The organism is Acidipila sp. EB88 (assembly GCF_003858395.1).
Classification (GTDB): domain Bacteria; phylum Acidobacteriota; class Terriglobia; order Terriglobales; family Acidobacteriaceae; genus EB88.
The window spans coordinates 3,388,922-3,407,842 of record NZ_QWEV01000005.1 but is presented as its reverse complement, the minus strand read 5'-3'; the positions used below and the strand labels follow the sequence as shown (position 1 = coordinate 3,407,842).

The following is an 18,921-nucleotide window of genomic DNA, read 5'->3' as shown; positions in this document are numbered from 1 at the left end:
GGCTGTTGTTTGTGCCGGCAACTCCTGCGTGTTGGAGCATCTTCTTGGCTCTTTTTGTAATCTTGCTAAACAACGCGCGGGTTGATGGACGCCACGCCCGAATCAAGGTTCGAGCACCACTTCGCACACACTGCCGTCGCATTTGAGCGTAGCTTTGGTTGCGAATCGTGCCTCCAACCCTGCAGGAAAGCGCTCCGTCCACTTCGCTGCTGTGATTCGCTCCTTCATTGTGTCGCTTGCCACGCCCACAGGTGAGGCTGTGACGATGCCACTCGAGGAGAGCAAGACCTGAAACTCCGCGGCCCCCGTTAAGCCACGTGCTTCGCCGATGCTGAAGGTGCGCATAGCAACGAGAGCATCATGCGCGTCAGGCGTCTTCGTGATCTTTGCAGCTGTGCTGGCTTGCTGCAGCTTGGTGCGCAATGCTACCGAGCGCGGGGAAGCCGCCTTGAGGCCGGCAGGATCAGCCGGCGGCAGAGTGGCAAGAGCCTCCGCGTAAGCAGACGCGGCGTCTGCGGGTTTGTTCTGGGCCATCATGATATCGCCCAGGTGTTCGCCGACTTCCGCACTTTGGCGTATCGCAAAGGCTGGACGAATCCACGCTTCGGCCTCAGTGTTCTTGCCTTCTTTGAAGAGGATCCAGCCCAGAGTGTCCCAACCGGCTGTCATCAGTGCGCTGTTTTGGCGCAGCGTGGCCTGTGATTCGCCGCCTGTCCATCCACGCGACTCTGCCGCTAATTGCTCCAGCATGGCGCGCTCCGCTTTCTCAGCGAGCGGGAGATCTTGCCCGGCCTTGGCAAGCTCGTAGCTGGCGTCGTTGCGTAGAGACGGGGTTAGGGAGCCGCTTGCGATCGCGGCGAGTAGCGATGCACCGGCATCACTTTCCCCTCCACGCAGGTCGACCTCCCCCAAAATCAAACGAAAACGTTCATCCCCACGAGCCTCGTCACTCAACAATGCCCCAAAAGCTTTTGCCTGCTTGAGCGCCTCTGCATCGTTCTGCCGGCTCAAGAGCAGCTGCATAGCCTGAATCGCGGGCTGCGGATTGGTTGGCGAGCGCTTCTGCCACCGCGTAAGCGTCTCGAGGGCTGCTGCATCATCGCCAGCAAGGCCCTGCAGTCTGGCGAGATTGCGGTACGCGAAGTCTGCCTGGGGGTGCAGCTCCAGTTCTTTTGCGTAAAGCTGCATCGCCTCCTTTTGATTGCCGCGATGCATTGCGACAGCACCCAGGTCTCCCCACAGGTCGCTCGCACTACTATCCAGGGTCTGGGCCTGTTTAAGGTACGCATCCGCTTGGTCGTACCTACCCTCCCGTATGGAGCTGTTGGCCTCGGTGATGAGGCGCTTCGCTTCGTACTGCGACGTGCTGGAGGCCCCGTGGCCTGAAGCGGATGCTCGCACCAATTGCAGATACGGCACGCTCCCGGCGCCGCAGCTCTCATACCAGTCCGCATAGGATTGCAGATTGGTGACTGGGATCTTCGCCTGCAGTACTGTGAACCGTCGTTCCGCCAGGAGTGATCCACCCGACGCTCGGTAGGTCACGTCACAGTCCGCGAAGCTGCTATGCAGATGTATTGGTTCCGGCAACTCCATGTTCCAGCCCGCTGGCAGCTTCATCTCCAGCGTAGATGTGTCGGCGCGGGCGGGACCCAGCTGCAATGCGACATGCGGCAGATCCTTCTTGTCGACGAAGGGCAACAAGCTCGGCCCGAACAGTGCCGTCACACGATCCTCGCCCCAGTCCTTCTCTCGATCGCGGTGGTAGTGGAAGCGGATCAACAGCGGCAACGCTGGATCACCCACATGCTCGATCTCGACCTCGCTCACCTTTCCGCCGAAGCCGTAGTTCCCCATCATGCCCTGCACGAGTTCTTCATACTGCGCCGGTGAAGCCTGACGGAGTGCAGCCCGCAGCAATATTTCCATATCATCATGGTGCGTGATCGTAATCGTTGAGTCGCTGGCCTGTGCGCTATCGAGCGCCCCTGTAGCCACGAAGGTCGAGCTTGGCTTGAATGGTAGGTCCGCAGGCGTGTGCCGGATGCCTGCTGTTCCGCTCGCCGGCACGACCAGTACATCTTTGTCGCGCACCATGGCAAGCAGCACGCGATAGTCGGCAACCTCGCTCGTGGAGTCCAGCCAGGCTTCCTTGCCATCGACTGAAACGCGCGTGATCAGATGGTTGAAGCTGGCAGGCGAAGGTACGTCCTGGTCGAAGCGGATGCCAGGGCCGGCCAGCACAGCGTCTGGCTGCAAACCCAGCGCGAGCAACATCGAGGCCAGCAAAGTGTGCTTGTCCTTGCAATCGCCATACTGATTCTCCAGCACCGTCGCGGCCGTATGGGGCTGATACCGGCCGACGCCCAGCCCCACGCCTACGTAGCGGATCTGGCCCGAAACCCAGGCGTATACCGCGCGGACTTTGTCCTCCTGTGTGGTCTTGCCTGCAGTGATTTCAGCTACTTTGGCGCGTACTGCCTCATCCGGTTTCATCCGGTCACCCTCAAGGCCGCGGTACCACGCGCCCACGGCTTCCCAGCTGGCGAAGGTCGTCCACGCAATATCCGGTAGCGCGCCATCGGCCGCGTCCTGCTCCTGGGTTGGGGTCAGGGGTTTGGCATCCCTGGCCTTCTTGAGTACCTCGGCGGCCGCTCCGACAGTGGGGTCAAGCTGCTTCCAACTCCAGTGGTAGGTGTGACGCCCATCGGCGTCGCTCTGTGAGAACTGAGCATTCGACTCCGGCTTTGTCCTTACGGTGAGCTTCATCCCTGTCGGCACGCGCAGTTCGATGGTCTCGTCCTCAACAACAATGCCCTGAGGGAAACTTTCCGCGCCCCAGAACTGACCAGGAGCTTCCGCAGCAGTGCGCGTGGTCTGAGTCTGCCACTCCAGCGTGTCGCCAGTGCGCAGTCCTTTGACTGGCAGTTGCTTAATCATGACGTCGCTATAGAACGGTGCCTGCTGTGTGACGGGCGCAGCCTGATCCTGCACATCACCAAGCGGTGTGATGACGGTGGTTCCGTCGGGGTGCCGAACGCGCACGTACACAAAATCAGCGTGCTGCGACTGCTTGGCATAGAGCGTGCTCACCACGCTGAACTGCTTGACGGCCGATTCCGATTGCACGGAGATGACCATCGTTTCAGTCTGTTCTCCAGTGCCGTCGGGCCTCATGTCGATGACGGTAGTGGCGTGACGCACAACGAAAGGCTCTTGTGTATACGAAGTGGCGGATGGGCTGGCTGAGGACTGCAGGGTGATCAGCCCGAGAAGTAGTGCGAATGATGCAAGCATGCTGTTGTGAACGTTAGCAAAGGGCGACCGGAGGAGGCGAGGCGATCCGCAACAACATTGACGCGAAAGACACCTCAATGCTGACTTTCGTCACGTGCTGCTCGAAAGCAGCAGGGAAAGATGTACAAAGTCATGGCAAACCTGTTTTGTTTCGAGGCAGAGCCATTGGCACCAACGCACCTGGTAGCGATTCGCTTACAGGTGTGGCGATCATTCCGCTTTCACTCCGGAAGGTCTGCCCTATACGCGGGGCGCTTATAGGTGAGGTCAGGCTTTCAATTGGCAATGGACTGTCGCCAGATTCGCTCTGGCTTGAATACCCGCGTCCTGCGGGCTGCCCCTAAAGCTCATCTGAAGGCTCCTGTTCTTTGCCATTTTCCAATCGAAGTTTGATCACCACTTGTTGCAGATCCTCGACGCTCGGCAGCTCCGAACTGACAGTAGCCGGCAAATCACGTGTGATCTGATAAGTGCTAACGCCGATCGGCTGGTTGATGTTTTCGAGAGCAAACTCCACAACCGGGCCAGTCCTACTCTCGCAAAGCAGTATGCCGATACTCGGAGCCTCAGCAGAGGTTCGCATCGTACCGTTGACCGCGGCCAGGTAGAAAGCCAGCTTGCCCGCCCATTCCGGCTGAAACTTTCCTGTCTTCAGCTCAATGACGACGAAACGGTGGAGGCGGATATGGTAGAAGAGCAAATCCAGATAGAACGTTTCATCCGCAACGTGGAGGGGAACCTGACTGCCCACGAAGGCGAAGCCGCGACCGAGCTCGAGCAGTAGATCGCGTAGGTGCATGAGGAAGCCGCGCTCGATGTCTCGCTCGTACGCCTCTTTAGACACGGTGAGGAAGTCGAAATTGTAGGGGTCTTTGAGAATTCGCTGTGCAAGGTCGGAGTCAATTGGAGGCAGAACTCGCTGAAAGTTGGTTAGGGCTTTCCCTTCCCGTTCATGCAGTCGGCTCTTGATCTGGAGCACTAAAACATTTCGGCTCCAGCCATACTCAATAGCCGCTCGAAGGTACCACTCTCTCAGTACCGGCTCTTTCAGCCGGTCGAGCAAAACCGTTTGGTGCCCCCAGGGCAATAGTGCAACAACCTGTTGCACTATTGCTGCGTCTGGCCATGCCTCCGCCAGCGACCTCATATATTTGAGACTGCGAGGGCTGTACCCTTCTACCCCTGGGAACTCTCTCTGAAGGTCGTGCGCCAAGCGCTCGATCACCTTGGTGCCCCAGCCTTCGACCCTCTGACGGGTCAGAATCTCAGTGCCGATCGACCAGTAAAGCACCACAAGTTCCCTGCTGACCGCAAATGCGGCGCGGACCTGCGCCTCGCGAATGCGAGATTTCAGCTCTTGCAGGAGTTCGGCATAGCCGTTTGGCGAAGATGTGAGCTCAGACATCGGTATCGGGCCCAGAAGTGCAGCAGCTTGTTGCACTTTTGAGCCTAACACCGTTTGTCGACGACAAGCGGCAATGTCGTTTGCAATGAACTACTTACAGACTTAGCCGCCATCTGTTTGTGAGGTATCGAGCTCACAGGCGCAAAACAATCTAGTATGCAGCGTCCGTGTTGTGGCTCACTAAAGTCCCAATTTCCCGGCTGCGGTCTGTCGGAGCTCCTTACCTTCGCGGATGTCGCGTCGGGCCATGGCGAGCGAGCGATGTCCGGTCTGCTGCATGATCTCGAGCTCAGTCGCGCCTTTCAGGTAGGCCTGGGTTGCAAAGCCCGTGGCCTCCGTAATGCCTGGCAGTCAACCCAGCCCGCTTCTCCGACCGATGCACAATCACCTCAATCGAATCCTTATCCAGGGCTTTCCCCACGTTGCCGTGGCGATCGACCCGGCGGAACTCCGCGGCGGCTACATGCATTTGTGAGGGAGAGACCGAGTACATACAGCTTCTACACAGCTGAGGAGCTGACGAGCTGATTCAGAGGCTCCGCCTCTCGCGCGCGCAAGGGGCACCTTCATCTTCCGCGCTGCGCTTGTGCAGACCAGCCGGTGGCTGCCCTTCGGGGAAGGCATCCGCCCCTTGCACTTGCTACCTCCGCAGGCGTGGGCCTGGGCCAAGGCGTGTTTGAGAACAAACAGAGCCAATCCACTCCAAAGCGAGTTCTCACCCATCAAGAAGCCAGCCAGCAGGAAGCCCTCCACCCCAAAGCTCAACATCTACGAGACCGTCACCGCCCGCATCCTCGCCTCCCTCAAGGCCGGCGTCGTTCCATGGTCCAAGCCGTGGCGGGGCAACAGCAAGGGCACGGCATTCCCGTCCAATTACCGCACCGGCGCACCCTACCGCGGCATCAACGTGCTTCTGCTGTGGGGCTCGCCATATGCCTCCAACTACTGGCTGACCTTCAAGCAGGCGCAGGAGCTTGGAGGCACGGTGCGCAAAGGCGAGAAAGGCACGCCGATCGTCTTCTGGAAGAAGCTTGCGGTGTCTGCCCTTGGTGTCATCGTCAACGGCCGATGTGAGGGCGGAGTTATGGTGAATACCCTTGTAGGTGCAGTGCCCTTGGCTGGTCTTCCTCCTCGTGAAGAAGTTGCCATGCAGATTCTGAATCAGGCGAAGCTTTCGCTTACAGCTTAGGAGAACTTCGTTAGGCTACGAGATCCGTTCCGCGCAGAGTATTACCAATACGCTCTCTGCTAAGTCTTGAGCTTTTCGGACGGCAGTCGGCGGACAGTGGCTTATACACTGCCGCCGAGTCCCATTGAGCGCCCTTTACGGGGCAAAGGATGGTGGAGCTTCGCCTGCTTGCTTGTTGGGTGAAGAAGCGAGGTCAAACGCCACTGTGCCTGCGTTCCGCAGGGTTCGCCAGTCGATCCACCAGTTTTGCAATGGTTTGCCGTCGACCGCGACACCACGGACATAGAGTTTGTCCGGAGCGCCGGGAGAAACGATGTTCACGGCATGCCCGTCGAAGTTCAGCTTGATCTTTGAGAAGGCAGGGCTGTTGATTGTGAAGCCTGCGACTCCGGGGATCTCCGGGTATAGGCCGAGATTGGCGAAGACCACCCACGAGGAAGTTGCTCCCAGGTCATCATTCCCTGGCTCTCCGGCAGGATTGGCGGCGAAAAGGTCGCGCAGGGTTTTCCGTACGACCTCCTGCGTGCGCCAGGGTGCCCCGGACCAGTTATAGATCCAGGGATTGCCGAAGCTCGGCTCGTTGGCGATGTAGAAGAAAGGGCCGCGGTTGAGTGCGTAGCTGCCGTTCTGGCTGAAGTAGGCATCCAGCCGTGTGTTCACAGCACCGGGTCCGCCAATGGCCCGGACCACGCCTGCGAGATCATACGGCACCATCCAGGTGTACTGGGCTGCATTGCCCTCAACGAAACCCTCGTAGTTCTCGGGCTTGAAAGCGGGGAGAAAGGCACCGCTTTCATCTCTTGGTCGGATGTAGCGTGTCTCAGGGTCGAAGAGTGCGTGCCACTGCCCGGAGCGGTGAAGAAACTGCTGCGCGACGGACTTCTCACCAAGCTCCTGCGCGAGATGCGCAATGGCGAAATCCGCACTCTCATCTTCCAGAGTTACAGATGCCGAACCGGGATGCTCCGGGGATTCCGAGATAAATCCACGGGAAAGAAACTCGGCGAGTCCGGGCCGTTCGGGATAGAGGCGGCTGTGCACGGAAGGATCCGAAGCGCCGCGTATCATCGCCTGCAACGCAGCTGGTGCGTTGAAGTCGTGACCGCCGAAGGCGTACACGCTGGCGAGGATACCGTCGGATGGGTCGCCGACCATGCAGCTGCTCTCATCGTTCCCCACAGGCCAGATAGGCAATCCGCCGCCTTCTTCAGCATCCGCGACAAGCGATTGCGCGATGTCGCTGCCGACCTTGGGGAAAAACATGGTGATGAGCTGTACCTGGCTTCGGTAGATATCCCACCCTGAGTAGTTCGCGTACTGCTGCCGCCCCTTGGCTACGTGAACCTTCTCGTCGAACCCCAGGTACTCGCCGTTGGTGTCGCTGAAGATAGTGGGGTGAAGCAGGGAGTGGTACATGGCAGTGTAGAAAACCTTGCGTTCATCCGCGCTGCCCCCGGAGACGACCGCGTGCGAAAGCGCGTCGGCCCAGGTGGAACGGGCTGCCTGCCTGACCTTCTCAAGGTCCCAGCCGGGGATCTCCTGCGCCAGGTTGGCTTCGGCATTGGCGGCACTCACAAAAGAGAGGCCGACCTTGAAGTGCACAATGGCGGTGGCCGGAGAGAAGGAAAGATAACCGCCGGCACGGGGTCCTTGCGCTGCTTTTGCAGCCTGGTCGTACCTACGCTCATCGAAGGTGCCTACGTGCGCAGGTGTCTCTTCGGCTCGCAGGGAGAAGTACATGCGGTAGTGATTCTGCAGGCCGCAAAAACCGCCGCTAGCCACCGACCCCGAAACATGCGTTCCGTCGATCTGGATGCTGGCGTCACTCACGTGCGTGAGATTGCGGCTGAGATCGAGCAGCAGTGTGTGCTCGTCGCCGCCAGCAGGGTAGCGCACCTCGCTGATACCCGAGTGAAGGCCAGCGGCCATGCTGATGTCGACTCCCGAGTCGAGCTTTACAGAGTAGTAGCCTGGTTGCGCGACCTCATCTTCATGGCGAAACCTTGCCTGGTACGGTAAGGGCAGTGCTGGAGGAGGCTGCGCGGGCAAGCCGAGCATCGGAAAGATGGGCACGTCACCGTACACGCCACAGCCCGGGCCGCTCAGGTGCATGAGGCTGAAACCCCTTGTCACTGGCTGCTCGTAGCGGTAGATCCCTTCGATCGGGTCGGGGCTCCAGTAGAGCATGCCGAACGGAAGCGTCGCGCCGGGTACGGTGTTGCCATTGTCCTTGAGCGCGCTGGTTTGCGTGCCGATGAAAGGATCCACTTGCGAGACCGGATCCATGGAAGTCTGGGCCAAGACCTGGCCAAGGGCGGAGGTGATCAAAAGAAGACTGGCGCAAAGGATTCGTGGCATGCGTGCTCCGCAGGTATAAGACCAAGGGACGCAATGACTTGTCTATTGCGACGGTGTCGATTCGAAAGAGCCAGGTAGAAGCGTCAGGGCTGTGACGACCCAGTGGCTGCGGCCGCTGTCCTCGAGGTTTGTCGTGGAGGAACTATTTGATCCCGCAGCGCTAGTACCGTGATTCCGGCCTCGAGACTACCGACCCCTGCCAGTAGATGGCCCGTCATGGATTTAGTCGAACTGACCGCCAAAGTCTTTGAAACCGTCCGAAGGTATCCATAATTGCCTGAGCTTCTGCGAAGTCTCCTAGCGGTGTTGAGGTGGCATGCGCATTGAGGTACTGAATACCTTCGGATCGAAGCTCAGCGCGCTTGATGGCAAGCTGCATAACGCGACCCACGCCTCTGCCGTCCTCCGGCGGGGCATTGGTATGGAATGCGTCAGAGTTTGCGGCATATCCGACCAGTTCGGCCAGAATCTTCGCACCCCGGCTTTGCGCATGTTCCAGCAACTCCAAGATCAATATTCCGGCACCTTCACCCACCACAAAACCGTCACGGCTCTTATCCCACGGACGTGAGGCTGTCTGAGGGCGGTCGTTTCGCGTCCAGAGCGCTCGCATAGCGGCGAAACCCGCAACGGAAAGCGGAGTAACTGCCGCTTCGCTGCCGCCGCAGATCATTGCATCAGCATCACCTCGGCGAATTACATGCCACGCTTCACCAATGGCATGTGCACCCGTTGTACAAGCGGTGGAGCACGTCAGGTTTGGTCCGCTGGCCCCATATTGAATCGAGATCTGTCCCGATGCCAGATTGACGATGGACGCATTGATGAAGAACGGCGACACACGTCCGGTCCCCTTGACAGCAGCTTCTCCTGTTCTCGCTCGATTACCTCAAAAGCACCAATCCCGCTACCGACATAAACGCCGACTCGTTCCGCATCCTCCTCAGCCATCTTCAGCCCAGAGTCAGTCATAGCAAACTGGGTCGCGGCGAGCGCGAACTGAATGAAACGGCCCATCTTCTTCACATCCTTGCGTTCGATGAAGACCTCAGGGTCGAAGTCTTTGACTTCACCAGCAAAGCGGCAAGGAAATGCGGAAGCATCAAAAAGCTGGATGGGAGCGATCCCGGATCGACCCTCACGCAGTGCCGTCCATGTCTGCTCTATTCCGATACCCACGGGGCTAACGAGCCCCACGCCTGTAACAACAACACGACCCTCGTTCCTCATCCCTTCAAACTTTTATAATGACTTGCCACCACACGATGGCGAACTTCTAGCTATTGATGACCCGTTGTAGCAGGTCGTCCTGCTACGGAGCAGGAGTTGAACTTCGCGTCTCCAAGTTCGCTTGCAGAGTGATGCTGTACAGCCTTCCACCTCGGTTGCGCCTTATCGAGTACACCCCGACCGGCCGGCCCGGACTCAAACGCCCATGAGCGCGCAGGTCATTCCCTGCACTCACCGGTGAGCAAACCTCTTTCTAAGGTGAGCTGGGTCCACAAAAGCATTTCAGTCAATTCCCTGAAAGTTATTGCACCGACTGTGGCCTCCCTTTAATCAGATGCACAAGAGACCACACGGTCGCTTATTGAAAGGGGTTTATGGCGACTACCACCGGCTTGATGCCTCACGAAGCGGTTCGGCAATCCGGCATCAACCCATGGGTTGTGGCACTCACCGTGACGATCGCAACCTTCATGGAGTTGCTCGACACCTCGATCGCAAACGTCTCCCTACCCTATATCGCGGGTGGCCTCGGCCGTTCATACGACGAAGTGACCTGGATCCTCACCACATATCTTGTTGCCAATGCAGTCGTTCTTCCCATGTCGGCGTGGCTTTCTCGAGTCTTTGGACGCAAGAACTACTACATGTCCTGCGTCGCTCTTTTCACGATTACGTCCTTCTTTTGTGGCATCGCGCCAAGCCTCAACATCATGCTGCTTGCGCGAGTTCTGCAAGGGATTGGCGGTGGCGGTCTGGCTCCAGTAGAGCAGGCTATCCTGGTTGATAGCTTTCCGCCGGCTAAGCGCGCTTCCGCCTTTGCTCTCTACACCATTGCTATTGTCACGGCGCCTGCGATCGGCCCTGTACTGGGTGGATGGATTACGGACAATTACAACTGGCGCTGGATCTTTTTCATCAATATCCCGGTCGGTCTCGTCTCCTTGTTTCTGACAAATCGCTTCGTGCATGACCCACCTTCGTTCGCAGCGGAACGAAGCACTGCGAGAAAAGAAGGGAAGCTGCAGATCGATGGTGTCGGTATCGCCTTGATAGCGCTAGGCTCAGCGGCACTCGAGATCCTGCTCGATCGCGGGCAGATCGACGACTGGTTCGGTTCGGCATTCATCCTTTGGATGTTTGTCATCGGCGTCAGCTGCATTACTGCCGCTATCTTCTGGGAGCTCCATCATCCTGATCCGGTGATCGATTTCAGAATGCTGAAGGTCCGCAACTTCGCCATTGCAAACGTCTTCTACTTCGTTTTCGGTGTTGGCCTCTTTGCTTCGACGACAATGATTCCGCAGATCCTGCAGACCCTCTATGGATATCGCGCCATCGATGCTGGGCTGGTACTTGGCCCGGGTGCTTTCGTCATCACGCTGCTCGCACCTGTGGGAGCCCAGCTCGTGCAGCGTGGCATCATTCATCCACGCATCCTGCTCTTCGGTGCCTTGATCGTCGTCGGCTTGTCATTTCTGCATTACAGCCGCTTTACCCTGCAGACAGACTACAGCCACTACGCATGGGCACGTGCTTTGCAGGGCCTTGGCTACGCCTTCTTCTTCGTTCCCCTGAGTGTAATCGCCTATTCGCAACTCAGCCCTGCACAGAACAACAAAGCGTCATCGCTCACGAACTTCTTTCGCAACTGGGGTGGCAGCTTTGGGATTGCGTTGATCACCACCGTCAGCGAACGCCGGCAGAGCTTTCATCAGGCGCGAGTCGGCAATAATCTGCCCGCATCCTCAGGGATGCTTCAGGACACCATCCAACAAACAGCGGCATACCTGCAGACGCATGGCTTTTCGCATACCGACGCATTGACAGCTGCCTATGCCCGAGTGAATCAACAACTCCACGACCAGACCTTGATGCTTGCGTTTATGGATTGCTTCGTTATTCTCGGAATGGTGACACTGGTCGCTGCGCCTCTTGTGCTGCTGACCAAGCAGTTCAAGGTCGGTGGAAAGGCACCAGCAAACCACTGAGCGGCCGGGTGGTTGGGATTACGGCTACTCTCCCTCAGAGACTGCATAACCGAAGGGAGGAGAGAACAAGCTCAAGCATGTTCTGAACCCGGCGCAAAGGCGCTCGCCCGCGCTCTAATCTGCTGAGGACGAGAGCCCCTTCCAGGCTCGCGACAATGAAGTCCGCGACTTCATCGGCCTGGACATCCGGCTTTAACTCGCCGCTACGTACGCCTGCCTCTACCACTTCGGCTAAGCTGCGGCGCCAATCCGCGAAGGCCCGCTTCGCCAGAAGTCGGAGCGCCGAGTTGCCATTGTCCGAGTCTACGGCAGCATTGAGCAGCGGGCATCCGCCGCGTACCGGCGAAGGGCGCTCGACGAAGTGACCGATGACATGACGCAACTTGCCAATGGCACTTGGAATGTCACTTAGTTCTGTGCTCCGCATAATGGAAGCTTGGCGCACGGAATACTTCAGGACCTCCACGGCGAGGGCTTCTTTCGAATCGAAGTGCCTGTATATGCCGCCCTTTTCAAGCCCAGTGGCTTCCATCACATCGGCCATAGAGCATCCGGCAAAGCCTCGTTCGTTGAAGAGGGGCGCAGCGATCTCCACGATGCGCTGACGTGTGTCCTCACCCTTGCTCATAGACTCCTCCTAAGAGCCAAAACTAGACGCATCTCGCGGCCGTTCATTATCATCAGATGCGAAAGGAACCATTCGGTCTCAGAGAGGTTCAAGGTGCTGTTCTGCTCAACGATCGCTCTGTCAACAGCTTTTAGTGCATCAAGGAAACACAAAGGAACTTGCTTTATTAACCGCCTAGAGATACCGACCGATTGTCTGCGGATTGGTCATGGCTTCTCATCTTTGCTGCCGATATGACGCTGAGTGTCGTACTGCTGACGTTGGGTTTGCTGCGCTGCAAGGTCAGGCACCTCAAGCTGGCGGCGAAGAGCATCTGGGATCAGGACTCGATTGTAAGGGTCTTGCGCTGTGGGTTTCCCATCAGGCGTGATGAATTGAGTGCCATATATTTGGGGCTGTTTAATGGATTGCAAGTAGCGGTCCAGCGTTGCGGATGCGATCCAGGTCGCATCGCTGTATCCTTTCCGAACCGCGACGATTGCCAAGGTGTGCGCTAGCAAGAAGTCGTCCGGGCCGGAACCGTGCTGAAAGATATGGGCAGCCCAGGTGAAGTCCTCTCCGGAATGGAGCGCACCATCCGTAAGAAGCTTCATGGTTTCAGTGCGTCGTATCGCGTCGGACTTGTTGACCGATGGCCAGTCGATATTCGGGTAGGACAGTCGAACTCGCTGGTCTTCATCGAAGATCTTCTTCATTGCCGGATTCGACGGGGCGTCATCGTCCGGGGAATACCTTTGGCCCGAATGCCAATCCTGCGATACAGTCGCATCCCCTTGCGGTCTCACGAATGTGAGCGGAGGCAGGGGAACACCTTCAATTCTTAACTGAACGTCATCTTTGTCCTTAGGAGTCAATCTGTAGATTGTTTTGTCGCTAGCGTCCTTCGGGTTCTGCGTTGTGAAGGACAGCACGTTCCCTTCCCAACGCGAAGCCACGATCCGATCCACCTCCGTCGGGCCTTGAACATCCGAGAACGAAACAGCATCCGCAGTGGTGAAGTGTGCCGGTCGTGACATGCTGCCCGTAATAGGTCCTGCTTGCCCGTTCGAAGGCTCCAAAACTAATACGAAGAGTGTGCGCCTCCCAAGCTGGAGCATCCACTGACCTGTGACGTCTTGCGGAACCTGCGCGGTAGAAGAGCCTTGCGGGGTGACAACCAGAACAGCCAGCACTATGAAGGAGAGAAAACGCGGAAGACGCCTCATGCTTACCCACAATACCGTTCAACATTGACTTTAGGGTAGGGAACGAGAAACGCCGCTGTGAGAAGTCGGGCCAGGGCGGCTGTGGTCCCTCCGCCTATCCACCGCGTAGAACACTTCTCGACAAGCGCGAACCGCCTTGGTTTCCTATGTTGTACAAAAGGAAACACTTACGTCTGACACCGTTGATTCTGTATCGTGGATCACCACCATCGTTATCGACATTTAAGACGCATTCGTCGGTTCCCGGCCCTAGGTTACTTCCCACGGTGCGACTTCGCGGTCCCGACGATAGCCAGCTGGAGGAGCCGACGAGTGTCTTAGATTGTTGGTGCGGTGTGAACCTGACCCGCGAAGCGGTCCTTCAGTCGCAGCAGGGGTTTCTCAAGCAACCTGTAGCTGAGCGTCGCGATGAGCAGAGTCGCCGCAAACGCGATCAGAATTGTTAGCGGATACGCATATTGAACTGAGATCCGATGCGCCCAGTCGGAGTACAGATCGTGCAGAAGGTCATGGTAGACGTAGAAGCCGTAGCTAACGATCCCCAGCGCACGGAGCGGCTTCCAGCTCAGAAGCGTTCCAAGCAGGCTGCCAGGATGAATACATTCGAGGATCATCGCAGCAGCGAAGACATCTATCAACGTGAACCCGAACACACCGATCCAACTTGAAGCCGAACCTTCCAGCGGTAGGGCAAGCACCTTCGTGGATACGAGGTAGAGCGCAACGAACAGTGCGCTTGAGACCGCCAGCAGTGGGCGGCGGAGCCGACGCAAAACAACTTCCTCTTGCCCTCTCAATAGAAGAGCGACGAGCCCACCAATAAGCAAGGCGTCAAGCCGAGTGGGGAGGCTCCGGTAGAACAGCTCCATTCCGAGAAGCTTGCGCGGGAGGGCTACGCTTAGAGCGCCTCTCACGATGGGGCTGAGGATGATCACTGCCATGCAGATCTTGATCAGCGTTTGCCGTCTACGTACCTGGTACACGACAAAGGGCCAGATCAAATAGAACTGTTCTTCAACACACAGCGACCAGAAGTGCCCGATGTATAGATGGAATGGATAACCGAACCAGGAACTGACCGGTGCACCAAAGGTCAGTTTGTCGAAACGGTACGGATCGCCGGGTTGATGAAGAAAGAAGAACCGAGCGTAGTTGCCAAGGTAAGCAGGCCAGAGCGCCCAGCGGATGTTCCATTGCCAATGAGCGAGCGGCGCCAGGAGGAGGACCACAGCCCAAACGAAGTAGTAGAGCGGAAAGATTCGGAGGGTACGCCGGATATAGAAATCTCGGTATCGACGGCTCTTCGCTTGGCTGTCATAGAGAATTCCCGTTATGAGGAAGCCGGACAGCACGAAGAAGATGTCGACCCCAGTCCATCCCCAACCGAAGATGAAAGCGTGACCAGCACCATAGTGCTGGAAGAACACCATGATCACTGCAAGTGCGCGCAGGCCATCTAGCGCCACATAATAGGCCGATTTCGGCACCCCGGGAGAGGTCACGGTCATGTTCACCCAAATATACGGGCCGCAGAGGGATCGTAGCTACCCGTAAACGCCGCTCACACCAGTCAGCGGGCAGCGATCTCGGAAATGGCGTCTGCGCGGCAACCTTCCGCCTGTGCGACCTACATTACCAATCGACGCTTGAACTATCGTGGCCCTTTTCGATAAGTGGTTCACCCTCAGAAGCGAACCATTCGTCGAAGGCGGAGATTGTCTGCGTCATCAGTTCGCCACCTCTCACCCGAACCTTTAACTCCGAATTCCGTATGGATTCCCTCAGATCGCTGCCCTCCGTGATCGCTAGAGCCACGTCCGAAGCGTCGAGCATGGCAAGGTTAACGCCGACACCTAGAGGCGGCATGAGGTGCGCAGCATCTCCGACCAGAGTGATTGAATCCTGTTGCGGCCATCCGAAGCCGAGAGGCAGGTGGTTGATGGATCGAGGTACAAACTTCCGACAGGCGGAGATCAGGCTACGTAAGGGAGCAGCCCAATCCTGAAAGGCCTCTTCCACCACCACATTTGCGCTGTCTCTCTCAAGTCGTCGCCGAAGTAAGTCTTTCGGCTGCTTCAGCGCAGCATAAACACAAATACGGCCCCTGCCGTTCTTCTGGGCGACAAGCACTTGTGAGGGCCCGAATGAAAACATGGATCCATTTCCCACTAATCCAGCTTGCTCAGGTGTAGGGTCTTCAATCCAGCCTTCCATGAAGGTAACCCCGGTGTAGATGGGCTCAGCCGCGGTCAGGTACTGTCGAACGACCGACCAAGCCCCGTCTGCTCCGATCACAACATCGGCGACATGGGACAGCCTATCGCGGAAGTACAACGTGAAAGAACCGTCTTCATTCTGTTCGACGCTTGTGAGCGCACTGTTCCATTCCATAAGCTCCTCGGGCAGTGCCCGCAGAAGCATACCTCGCAGAACCCCACGGTCGATTTCAGGTCGATCAGCACCGGAGTCGTCCCGTGGCACAGCTGGTAGTGTACTGCCCGTCTGCCAGTTGATGGATCGGGTCCCCTGATCCTCATGGCGAGCGATGCTTCGGAACTCATGAAGAAGTCCTGCACGCTCAAGAGCAACTTGACCTGAATCCGCATGCAGATCCAGAGTCCCTCCCTGAGATCGCGCATGTTCTGAGGCGTCGGCCTCAAAGACTCGGACGTTCCATCCGGCTTTATGCAGAATGACAGCGGCAGTCAGACCTCCAGGGCCCCCACCGATAATGGCGATATTTGGGCTAGGTTTCATCCTCGGTCTCCTGCGTTTCAAGATTGGTGATGAACCTCTGAAGCAAAGTCCGTAAGGTATTGGTTTCTATGCTGCTGAAGCCACGCAACGCGCGCTGGACGGTTCCCAGAACAATGGCTTTGCTCTCGGGGACACGCGCCTTTCCCTCATCGGAGAGGTCAACGATTACAGCTCGTCCATCGCGCGGGCTGGGAGAGCGCACGATAAACCCCGCCTTTTCCATTCGGCCCAAGAGTAGCGTCATTGTTGATTGATCGACATGGGCGATCTCCGCAAGTTCTTTTTGGGTGCGAGGCCCTAGATTTGCGATAGCGGCGAGTACCGGTATGTAGGCCACTCCAATCTGGAGCGGACGCAAGCCCTCCTCGTTTCTCTGCGCCAACAGGCGGAAAGCCAGATTGACCTGATATGCAACAGATGAGGACGGATCCCAGCGAATCTTCATACAGACATTGTATACTTGGCATATCAAGTATATCTATAAGCTTCCCACGAGGGCGTGGCCAGACCGGTGCCGAGAAACGTCCTCACCACTTAAGACTCGCTTTTGATATGCCGACTCATCGTTATTTACGAGACGTAGGACGGTGGGGCAATACGTCAAAATTCAATAACGATCTTCCCATCGGTGAGTCTCGAAACATAGTCTTCCCACCCTTGAGCTGCTTCCGAAAATGTATAGGCTCGGCCGATGTACGGTTTGATCTTGCCGGACTCTGCCATCTCCCGAAGGTAGATCAAACTGGAGGTCTGACTTTCCGTCCTCACGAGAACAGCGCGGACTCCACGTTGCAGCGCTTTTTCCTGCGATGGTGGATGTACGAGTGCTACGAGCGTGCCATTCGGTTTCAAGGTAGACATCGTTCTCGTTTCGAATTCGCCGCCGAGAGTATCGAGGGCAGCATCGACTCCCTGTGTCACCGATTCGAATGAAACAGCATCACCATCAATCACTGTGTCTGCGTTCAGACGGCGAACGCGGTCTACGCTCCGGCTACGGCAGACCGCAATTACATTTGCTCCGCGTGCTTTTGCCAGTTGAACGGCGGCACTTCCTACCGATCCCGCCGCACCGAGAACGAGTATGGTTTGTCCCGCCTGAATGGCTGCCGCATCCATCGCTAGGGCTGCAGTCTGTCCTGACACTGCGATTGCTGCTGCTTCGGCATGGGTGAGGTTCGCAGGCTTCTGTCCAATGGCATTTACCTCCACTGCGACGTACTCAGCATAGGCGCCCCCGAGTCCTCGGTAGCCGAAGACTTCATCGCCACTTTTGAAATCCCTTACGCCATCTCCAACCTCGACGACGAGCCCGGATATGGAAGCCCCGGCAATCCAAGGGAACTTAAGTTCTGGCGTGAACGCCCGCATCTGACCCATGGCACGTTTCACGTTGCCGGGGTCTACTGTGGAGGCGCAAAGGCGAATGAGAACCTCGCCAGCGCGGGGTTGTGGTTGATCCAGTTCTTCAAATTGAAAGCCGCCTGGGCCTCCGTAGCTATGCAAAGTGATTGCTCTCATGTCGGTTCCTTTTCGTAACTTCGTCTCATTATGTGCAGAGATCAGTTATTGTGGAAGACGGCAGTTTTTCCCGCCCAAGGCACATGAAGGTAACCGTCAAAACCGCTGAAGACCATCCTTGCCCTGTTCGAGGCATCCTGAGCCAGGTCGGAGATAAATGGTCTGTGCTGGTCATTTTGGAGCTTGCAAAACAGAGCCCTTCGAGATTCTCAGAGTTGAAGCGAGCTGTGCGCAGTATCAGCCAGCGCATGCTGACGGAAACGCTTCGTGACCTGGAGCGTAATGGAGCAGTGACACGGACTCTCTATCCCACGATTCCGCCGAAGGTGGAATATGCGCTGACGAGTCTGGGGGTTTCGCTCGTCAAGCCGATACGAGCGCTAGTGACTTGGGCAGAAGATCATCGAACAGAGATAACGGTCGCGCGAAACGCGTTCGATTCACGTCGGCCTTAATAGGCACCGAGCCGGTAAGTACCGTAAAAGGCCGTTCCGGAAAGTTGGCATAGCTGACGATAATGCGACTTGTCGGGACAAACGCGATTCGGCTTGAACAAATACCGCATTCATGACGTACTCCGTAGGAATGACTTCCGGAGGAGTAGTCCATGTCTTTCCGCCAACTGGCTTTGTTGTTTTGCTTGATCGCGGGTATCGGGCAGCATGCATTTGCCCAGGCTTATGAGGTAGATTTCCACGTGAAGCCCGGGCCGCACGCGGTTGGTTTGAGAATCGTAGAGCAATATGATCGTGAACGCAGCTTCGGCTCCACACGCGCAACGGCGGGATTTCGCCCACTGCAGACGCTGGTTTGGTACCCTGCGAAGCCCAGCAAACAGCCAGCGATGACGATGGGCGACTATCTTGAGCTGATGTCTACAGAGGTGAGCTTCGGCAGGCCTCAGAAGACACGCGATGGTGAGTTGCTCAAGACCTGGCTGCAGTCCTCCCTAAAACAGAGCCTCTCGGCCATACGTGATGCTCAGCCCGAAGGCGGTCGGCTTCCGGTAGTGATTTATGCTCCAAGTTTCAGCTCGACACCTTGGGAGAACGCTGACCTCTGTGAATACCTAGCGAGTTATGGCTACATCGTTCTTGCGAGCCCCGGTATGGGAAGGGATTCGAGTGAGTCCACTCCTGACTTGGCGGGAGTGAAAGCCCAAGCTCAGGATGTGGAATTTCTGGTGAACTATGCAGCCTCGTTGCCGGATACGGATATGACGAAGGTGGCTGCTTTAGGCTTCAGCTGGGGAGGGCTATCAAATCTCTTTGCGGCTTCGGCAGACCCTCGAATCAAAGCGCTAGTGTCTTTGGATGGTAGCGAACGCTACTTCCCAGGTTAGG

General features: G+C 57.2%; 14 protein-coding genes and 1 pseudogene. 4 read left to right on the top strand and 11 right to left on the bottom strand.

Annotation, left to right across the window (positions count from 1 at the left end; genetic code table 11):
• Positions 1-102: 102 nt before the first annotated feature.
• Both D1Y84_RS14420 and D1Y84_RS14415 read right to left on the bottom strand, forming a co-directional pair.
• A complete protein-coding gene (locus tag D1Y84_RS14420) occupies positions 103-3,204 on the bottom strand; it encodes a DUF3857 domain-containing protein (protein WP_158615498.1) in 3,102 nt (1,033 codons plus the stop codon).
• Positions 3,205-3,637: 433 nt separating this feature from the next.
• A complete protein-coding gene (locus D1Y84_RS14415) occupies positions 3,638-4,702 on the bottom strand; it encodes a YhcG family protein (protein WP_124849311.1) in 1,065 nt (354 codons plus the stop codon).
• A 676-nt stretch (positions 4,703-5,378) separates the two neighbouring features.
• On the opposite strand from D1Y84_RS14415, the gene D1Y84_RS14410 reads away from it, so the two are divergent.
• The gene (locus tag D1Y84_RS14410; protein ID WP_199726418.1) at positions 5,379-5,891 is read left to right on the top strand and encodes an ArdC-like ssDNA-binding domain-containing protein; all 513 of its coding nucleotides are present in this window, start codon (positions 5,379-5,381) and stop codon (positions 5,889-5,891) included.
• Between the two features lie 135 nt (positions 5,892-6,026).
• Here the strand turns inward: D1Y84_RS14410 and D1Y84_RS14405 are convergent, their stop codons facing one another.
• From D1Y84_RS14405 to D1Y84_RS18520, 3 genes and pseudogenes are all read right to left on the bottom strand, one after another.
• Positions 6,027-8,249: a GH92 family glycosyl hydrolase gene (locus D1Y84_RS14405; protein ID WP_124849310.1), complete on the bottom strand. Its 2,223-nt coding sequence runs from the start codon at positions 8,247-8,249 to the stop codon at positions 6,027-6,029.
• Between the two features lie 83 nt (positions 8,250-8,332).
• Positions 8,333-9,090 (bottom strand): annotated as a pseudogene (locus D1Y84_RS18525) (beta-ketoacyl synthase N-terminal-like domain-containing protein).
• The gene (locus tag D1Y84_RS18520; RefSeq protein WP_233581430.1) at positions 9,003-9,428 is read right to left on the bottom strand and encodes a beta-ketoacyl synthase N-terminal-like domain-containing protein; all 426 of its coding nucleotides are present in this window, start codon (positions 9,426-9,428) and stop codon (positions 9,003-9,005) included. The pseudogene D1Y84_RS18525 and the gene D1Y84_RS18520 overlap by 88 nt, the downstream one beginning before the upstream one ends.
• Positions 9,429-9,853: 425 nt before the next feature.
• On the opposite strand from D1Y84_RS18520, the gene D1Y84_RS14395 reads away from it, so the two are divergent.
• Entirely contained in the window at positions 9,854-11,467 is a 1,614-nt protein-coding gene (locus tag D1Y84_RS14395; protein ID WP_124849309.1) for a DHA2 family efflux MFS transporter permease subunit, read from the top strand.
• A 34-nt stretch (positions 11,468-11,501) separates the two neighbouring features.
• Here the strand turns inward: D1Y84_RS14395 and D1Y84_RS14390 are convergent, their stop codons facing one another.
• From D1Y84_RS14390 to D1Y84_RS14365, 6 genes are all read right to left on the bottom strand, one after another.
• The gene (locus tag D1Y84_RS14390) at positions 11,502-12,095 is read right to left on the bottom strand and encodes a TetR/AcrR family transcriptional regulator (protein WP_124849308.1); all 594 of its coding nucleotides are present in this window, start codon (positions 12,093-12,095) and stop codon (positions 11,502-11,504) included.
• Between the two features lie 206 nt (positions 12,096-12,301).
• Positions 12,302-13,300, bottom strand: a complete 999-nt coding sequence (locus D1Y84_RS14385) for a hypothetical protein (RefSeq protein WP_124849307.1) — start codon at positions 13,298-13,300, stop codon at positions 12,302-12,304.
• Positions 13,301-13,617: 317 nt separating this feature from the next.
• Positions 13,618-14,808 (bottom strand): acyltransferase, encoded by a 1,191-nt coding sequence (locus tag D1Y84_RS14380; RefSeq protein WP_124849306.1) that lies wholly within the window; start codon positions 14,806-14,808, stop codon positions 13,618-13,620.
• 124 nt (positions 14,809-14,932) lie between these two features.
• The gene (locus D1Y84_RS14375) at positions 14,933-16,057 is read right to left on the bottom strand and encodes an NAD(P)/FAD-dependent oxidoreductase (protein WP_124849305.1); all 1,125 of its coding nucleotides are present in this window, start codon (positions 16,055-16,057) and stop codon (positions 14,933-14,935) included.
• Complete coding sequence (locus D1Y84_RS14370) at positions 16,047-16,502, bottom strand: MarR family winged helix-turn-helix transcriptional regulator (protein WP_124849304.1); 456 nt, start codon at positions 16,500-16,502, stop codon at positions 16,047-16,049. Before D1Y84_RS14370 ends, D1Y84_RS14375 begins: the two co-directional genes overlap by 11 nt.
• Before the next feature lie 155 nt (positions 16,503-16,657).
• Complete coding sequence (locus D1Y84_RS14365) at positions 16,658-17,578, bottom strand: NADP-dependent oxidoreductase (protein WP_124849303.1); 921 nt, start codon at positions 17,576-17,578, stop codon at positions 16,658-16,660.
• Between the two features lie 83 nt (positions 17,579-17,661).
• Between D1Y84_RS14365 and D1Y84_RS19005 the strand changes: the two genes are divergently transcribed.
• Entirely contained in the window at positions 17,662-18,033 is a 372-nt protein-coding gene (locus tag D1Y84_RS19005) for a helix-turn-helix domain-containing protein (RefSeq protein ID WP_124850167.1), read from the top strand.
• Positions 18,034-18,185: 152 nt separating this feature from the next.
• A complete protein-coding gene (locus tag D1Y84_RS14355; protein ID WP_124849302.1) occupies positions 18,186-18,920 on the top strand; it encodes a dienelactone hydrolase family protein in 735 nt (244 codons plus the stop codon).
• The last annotated feature ends 1 nt before the right edge of the window (position 18,921 follow it).

Excerpts from the sequence above, each read along its gene's own strand:
- D1Y84_RS14415 (WP_124849311.1), bottom strand. The coding sequence starts at position 4,702 with ATGTCTGAGCTCACATCTTCGCCAAACGGCTATGCCGAACTCCTGCAA.
- D1Y84_RS14365 (WP_124849303.1), bottom strand. The coding sequence starts at position 17,578 with ATGAGAGCAATCACTTTGCATAGCTACGGAGGCCCAGGCGGCTTTCAA.
- D1Y84_RS19005 (WP_124850167.1), top strand. The coding sequence starts at position 17,662 with ATGAAGGTAACCGTCAAAACCGCTGAAGACCATCCTTGCCCTGTTCGA.
- D1Y84_RS14385 (WP_124849307.1), bottom strand. The coding sequence starts at position 13,300 with ATGAGGCGTCTTCCGCGTTTTCTCTCCTTCATAGTGCTGGCTGTTCTG.
- D1Y84_RS14355 (WP_124849302.1), top strand. The coding sequence starts at position 18,186 with ATGTCTTTCCGCCAACTGGCTTTGTTGTTTTGCTTGATCGCGGGTATC.
- D1Y84_RS14405 (WP_124849310.1), bottom strand. The coding sequence starts at position 8,249 with ATGCCACGAATCCTTTGCGCCAGTCTTCTTTTGATCACCTCCGCCCTT.
- D1Y84_RS14395 (WP_124849309.1), top strand. The coding sequence starts at position 9,854 with ATGGCGACTACCACCGGCTTGATGCCTCACGAAGCGGTTCGGCAATCC.
- D1Y84_RS14375 (WP_124849305.1), bottom strand. The coding sequence starts at position 16,057 with ATGAAACCTAGCCCAAATATCGCCATTATCGGTGGGGGCCCTGGAGGT.
- D1Y84_RS14370 (WP_124849304.1), bottom strand. The coding sequence starts at position 16,502 with ATGAAGATTCGCTGGGATCCGTCCTCATCTGTTGCATATCAGGTCAAT.
- D1Y84_RS14380 (WP_124849306.1), bottom strand. The coding sequence starts at position 14,808 with ATGACCGTGACCTCTCCCGGGGTGCCGAAATCGGCCTATTATGTGGCG.
- D1Y84_RS14390 (WP_124849308.1), bottom strand. The coding sequence starts at position 12,095 with ATGAGCAAGGGTGAGGACACACGTCAGCGCATCGTGGAGATCGCTGCG.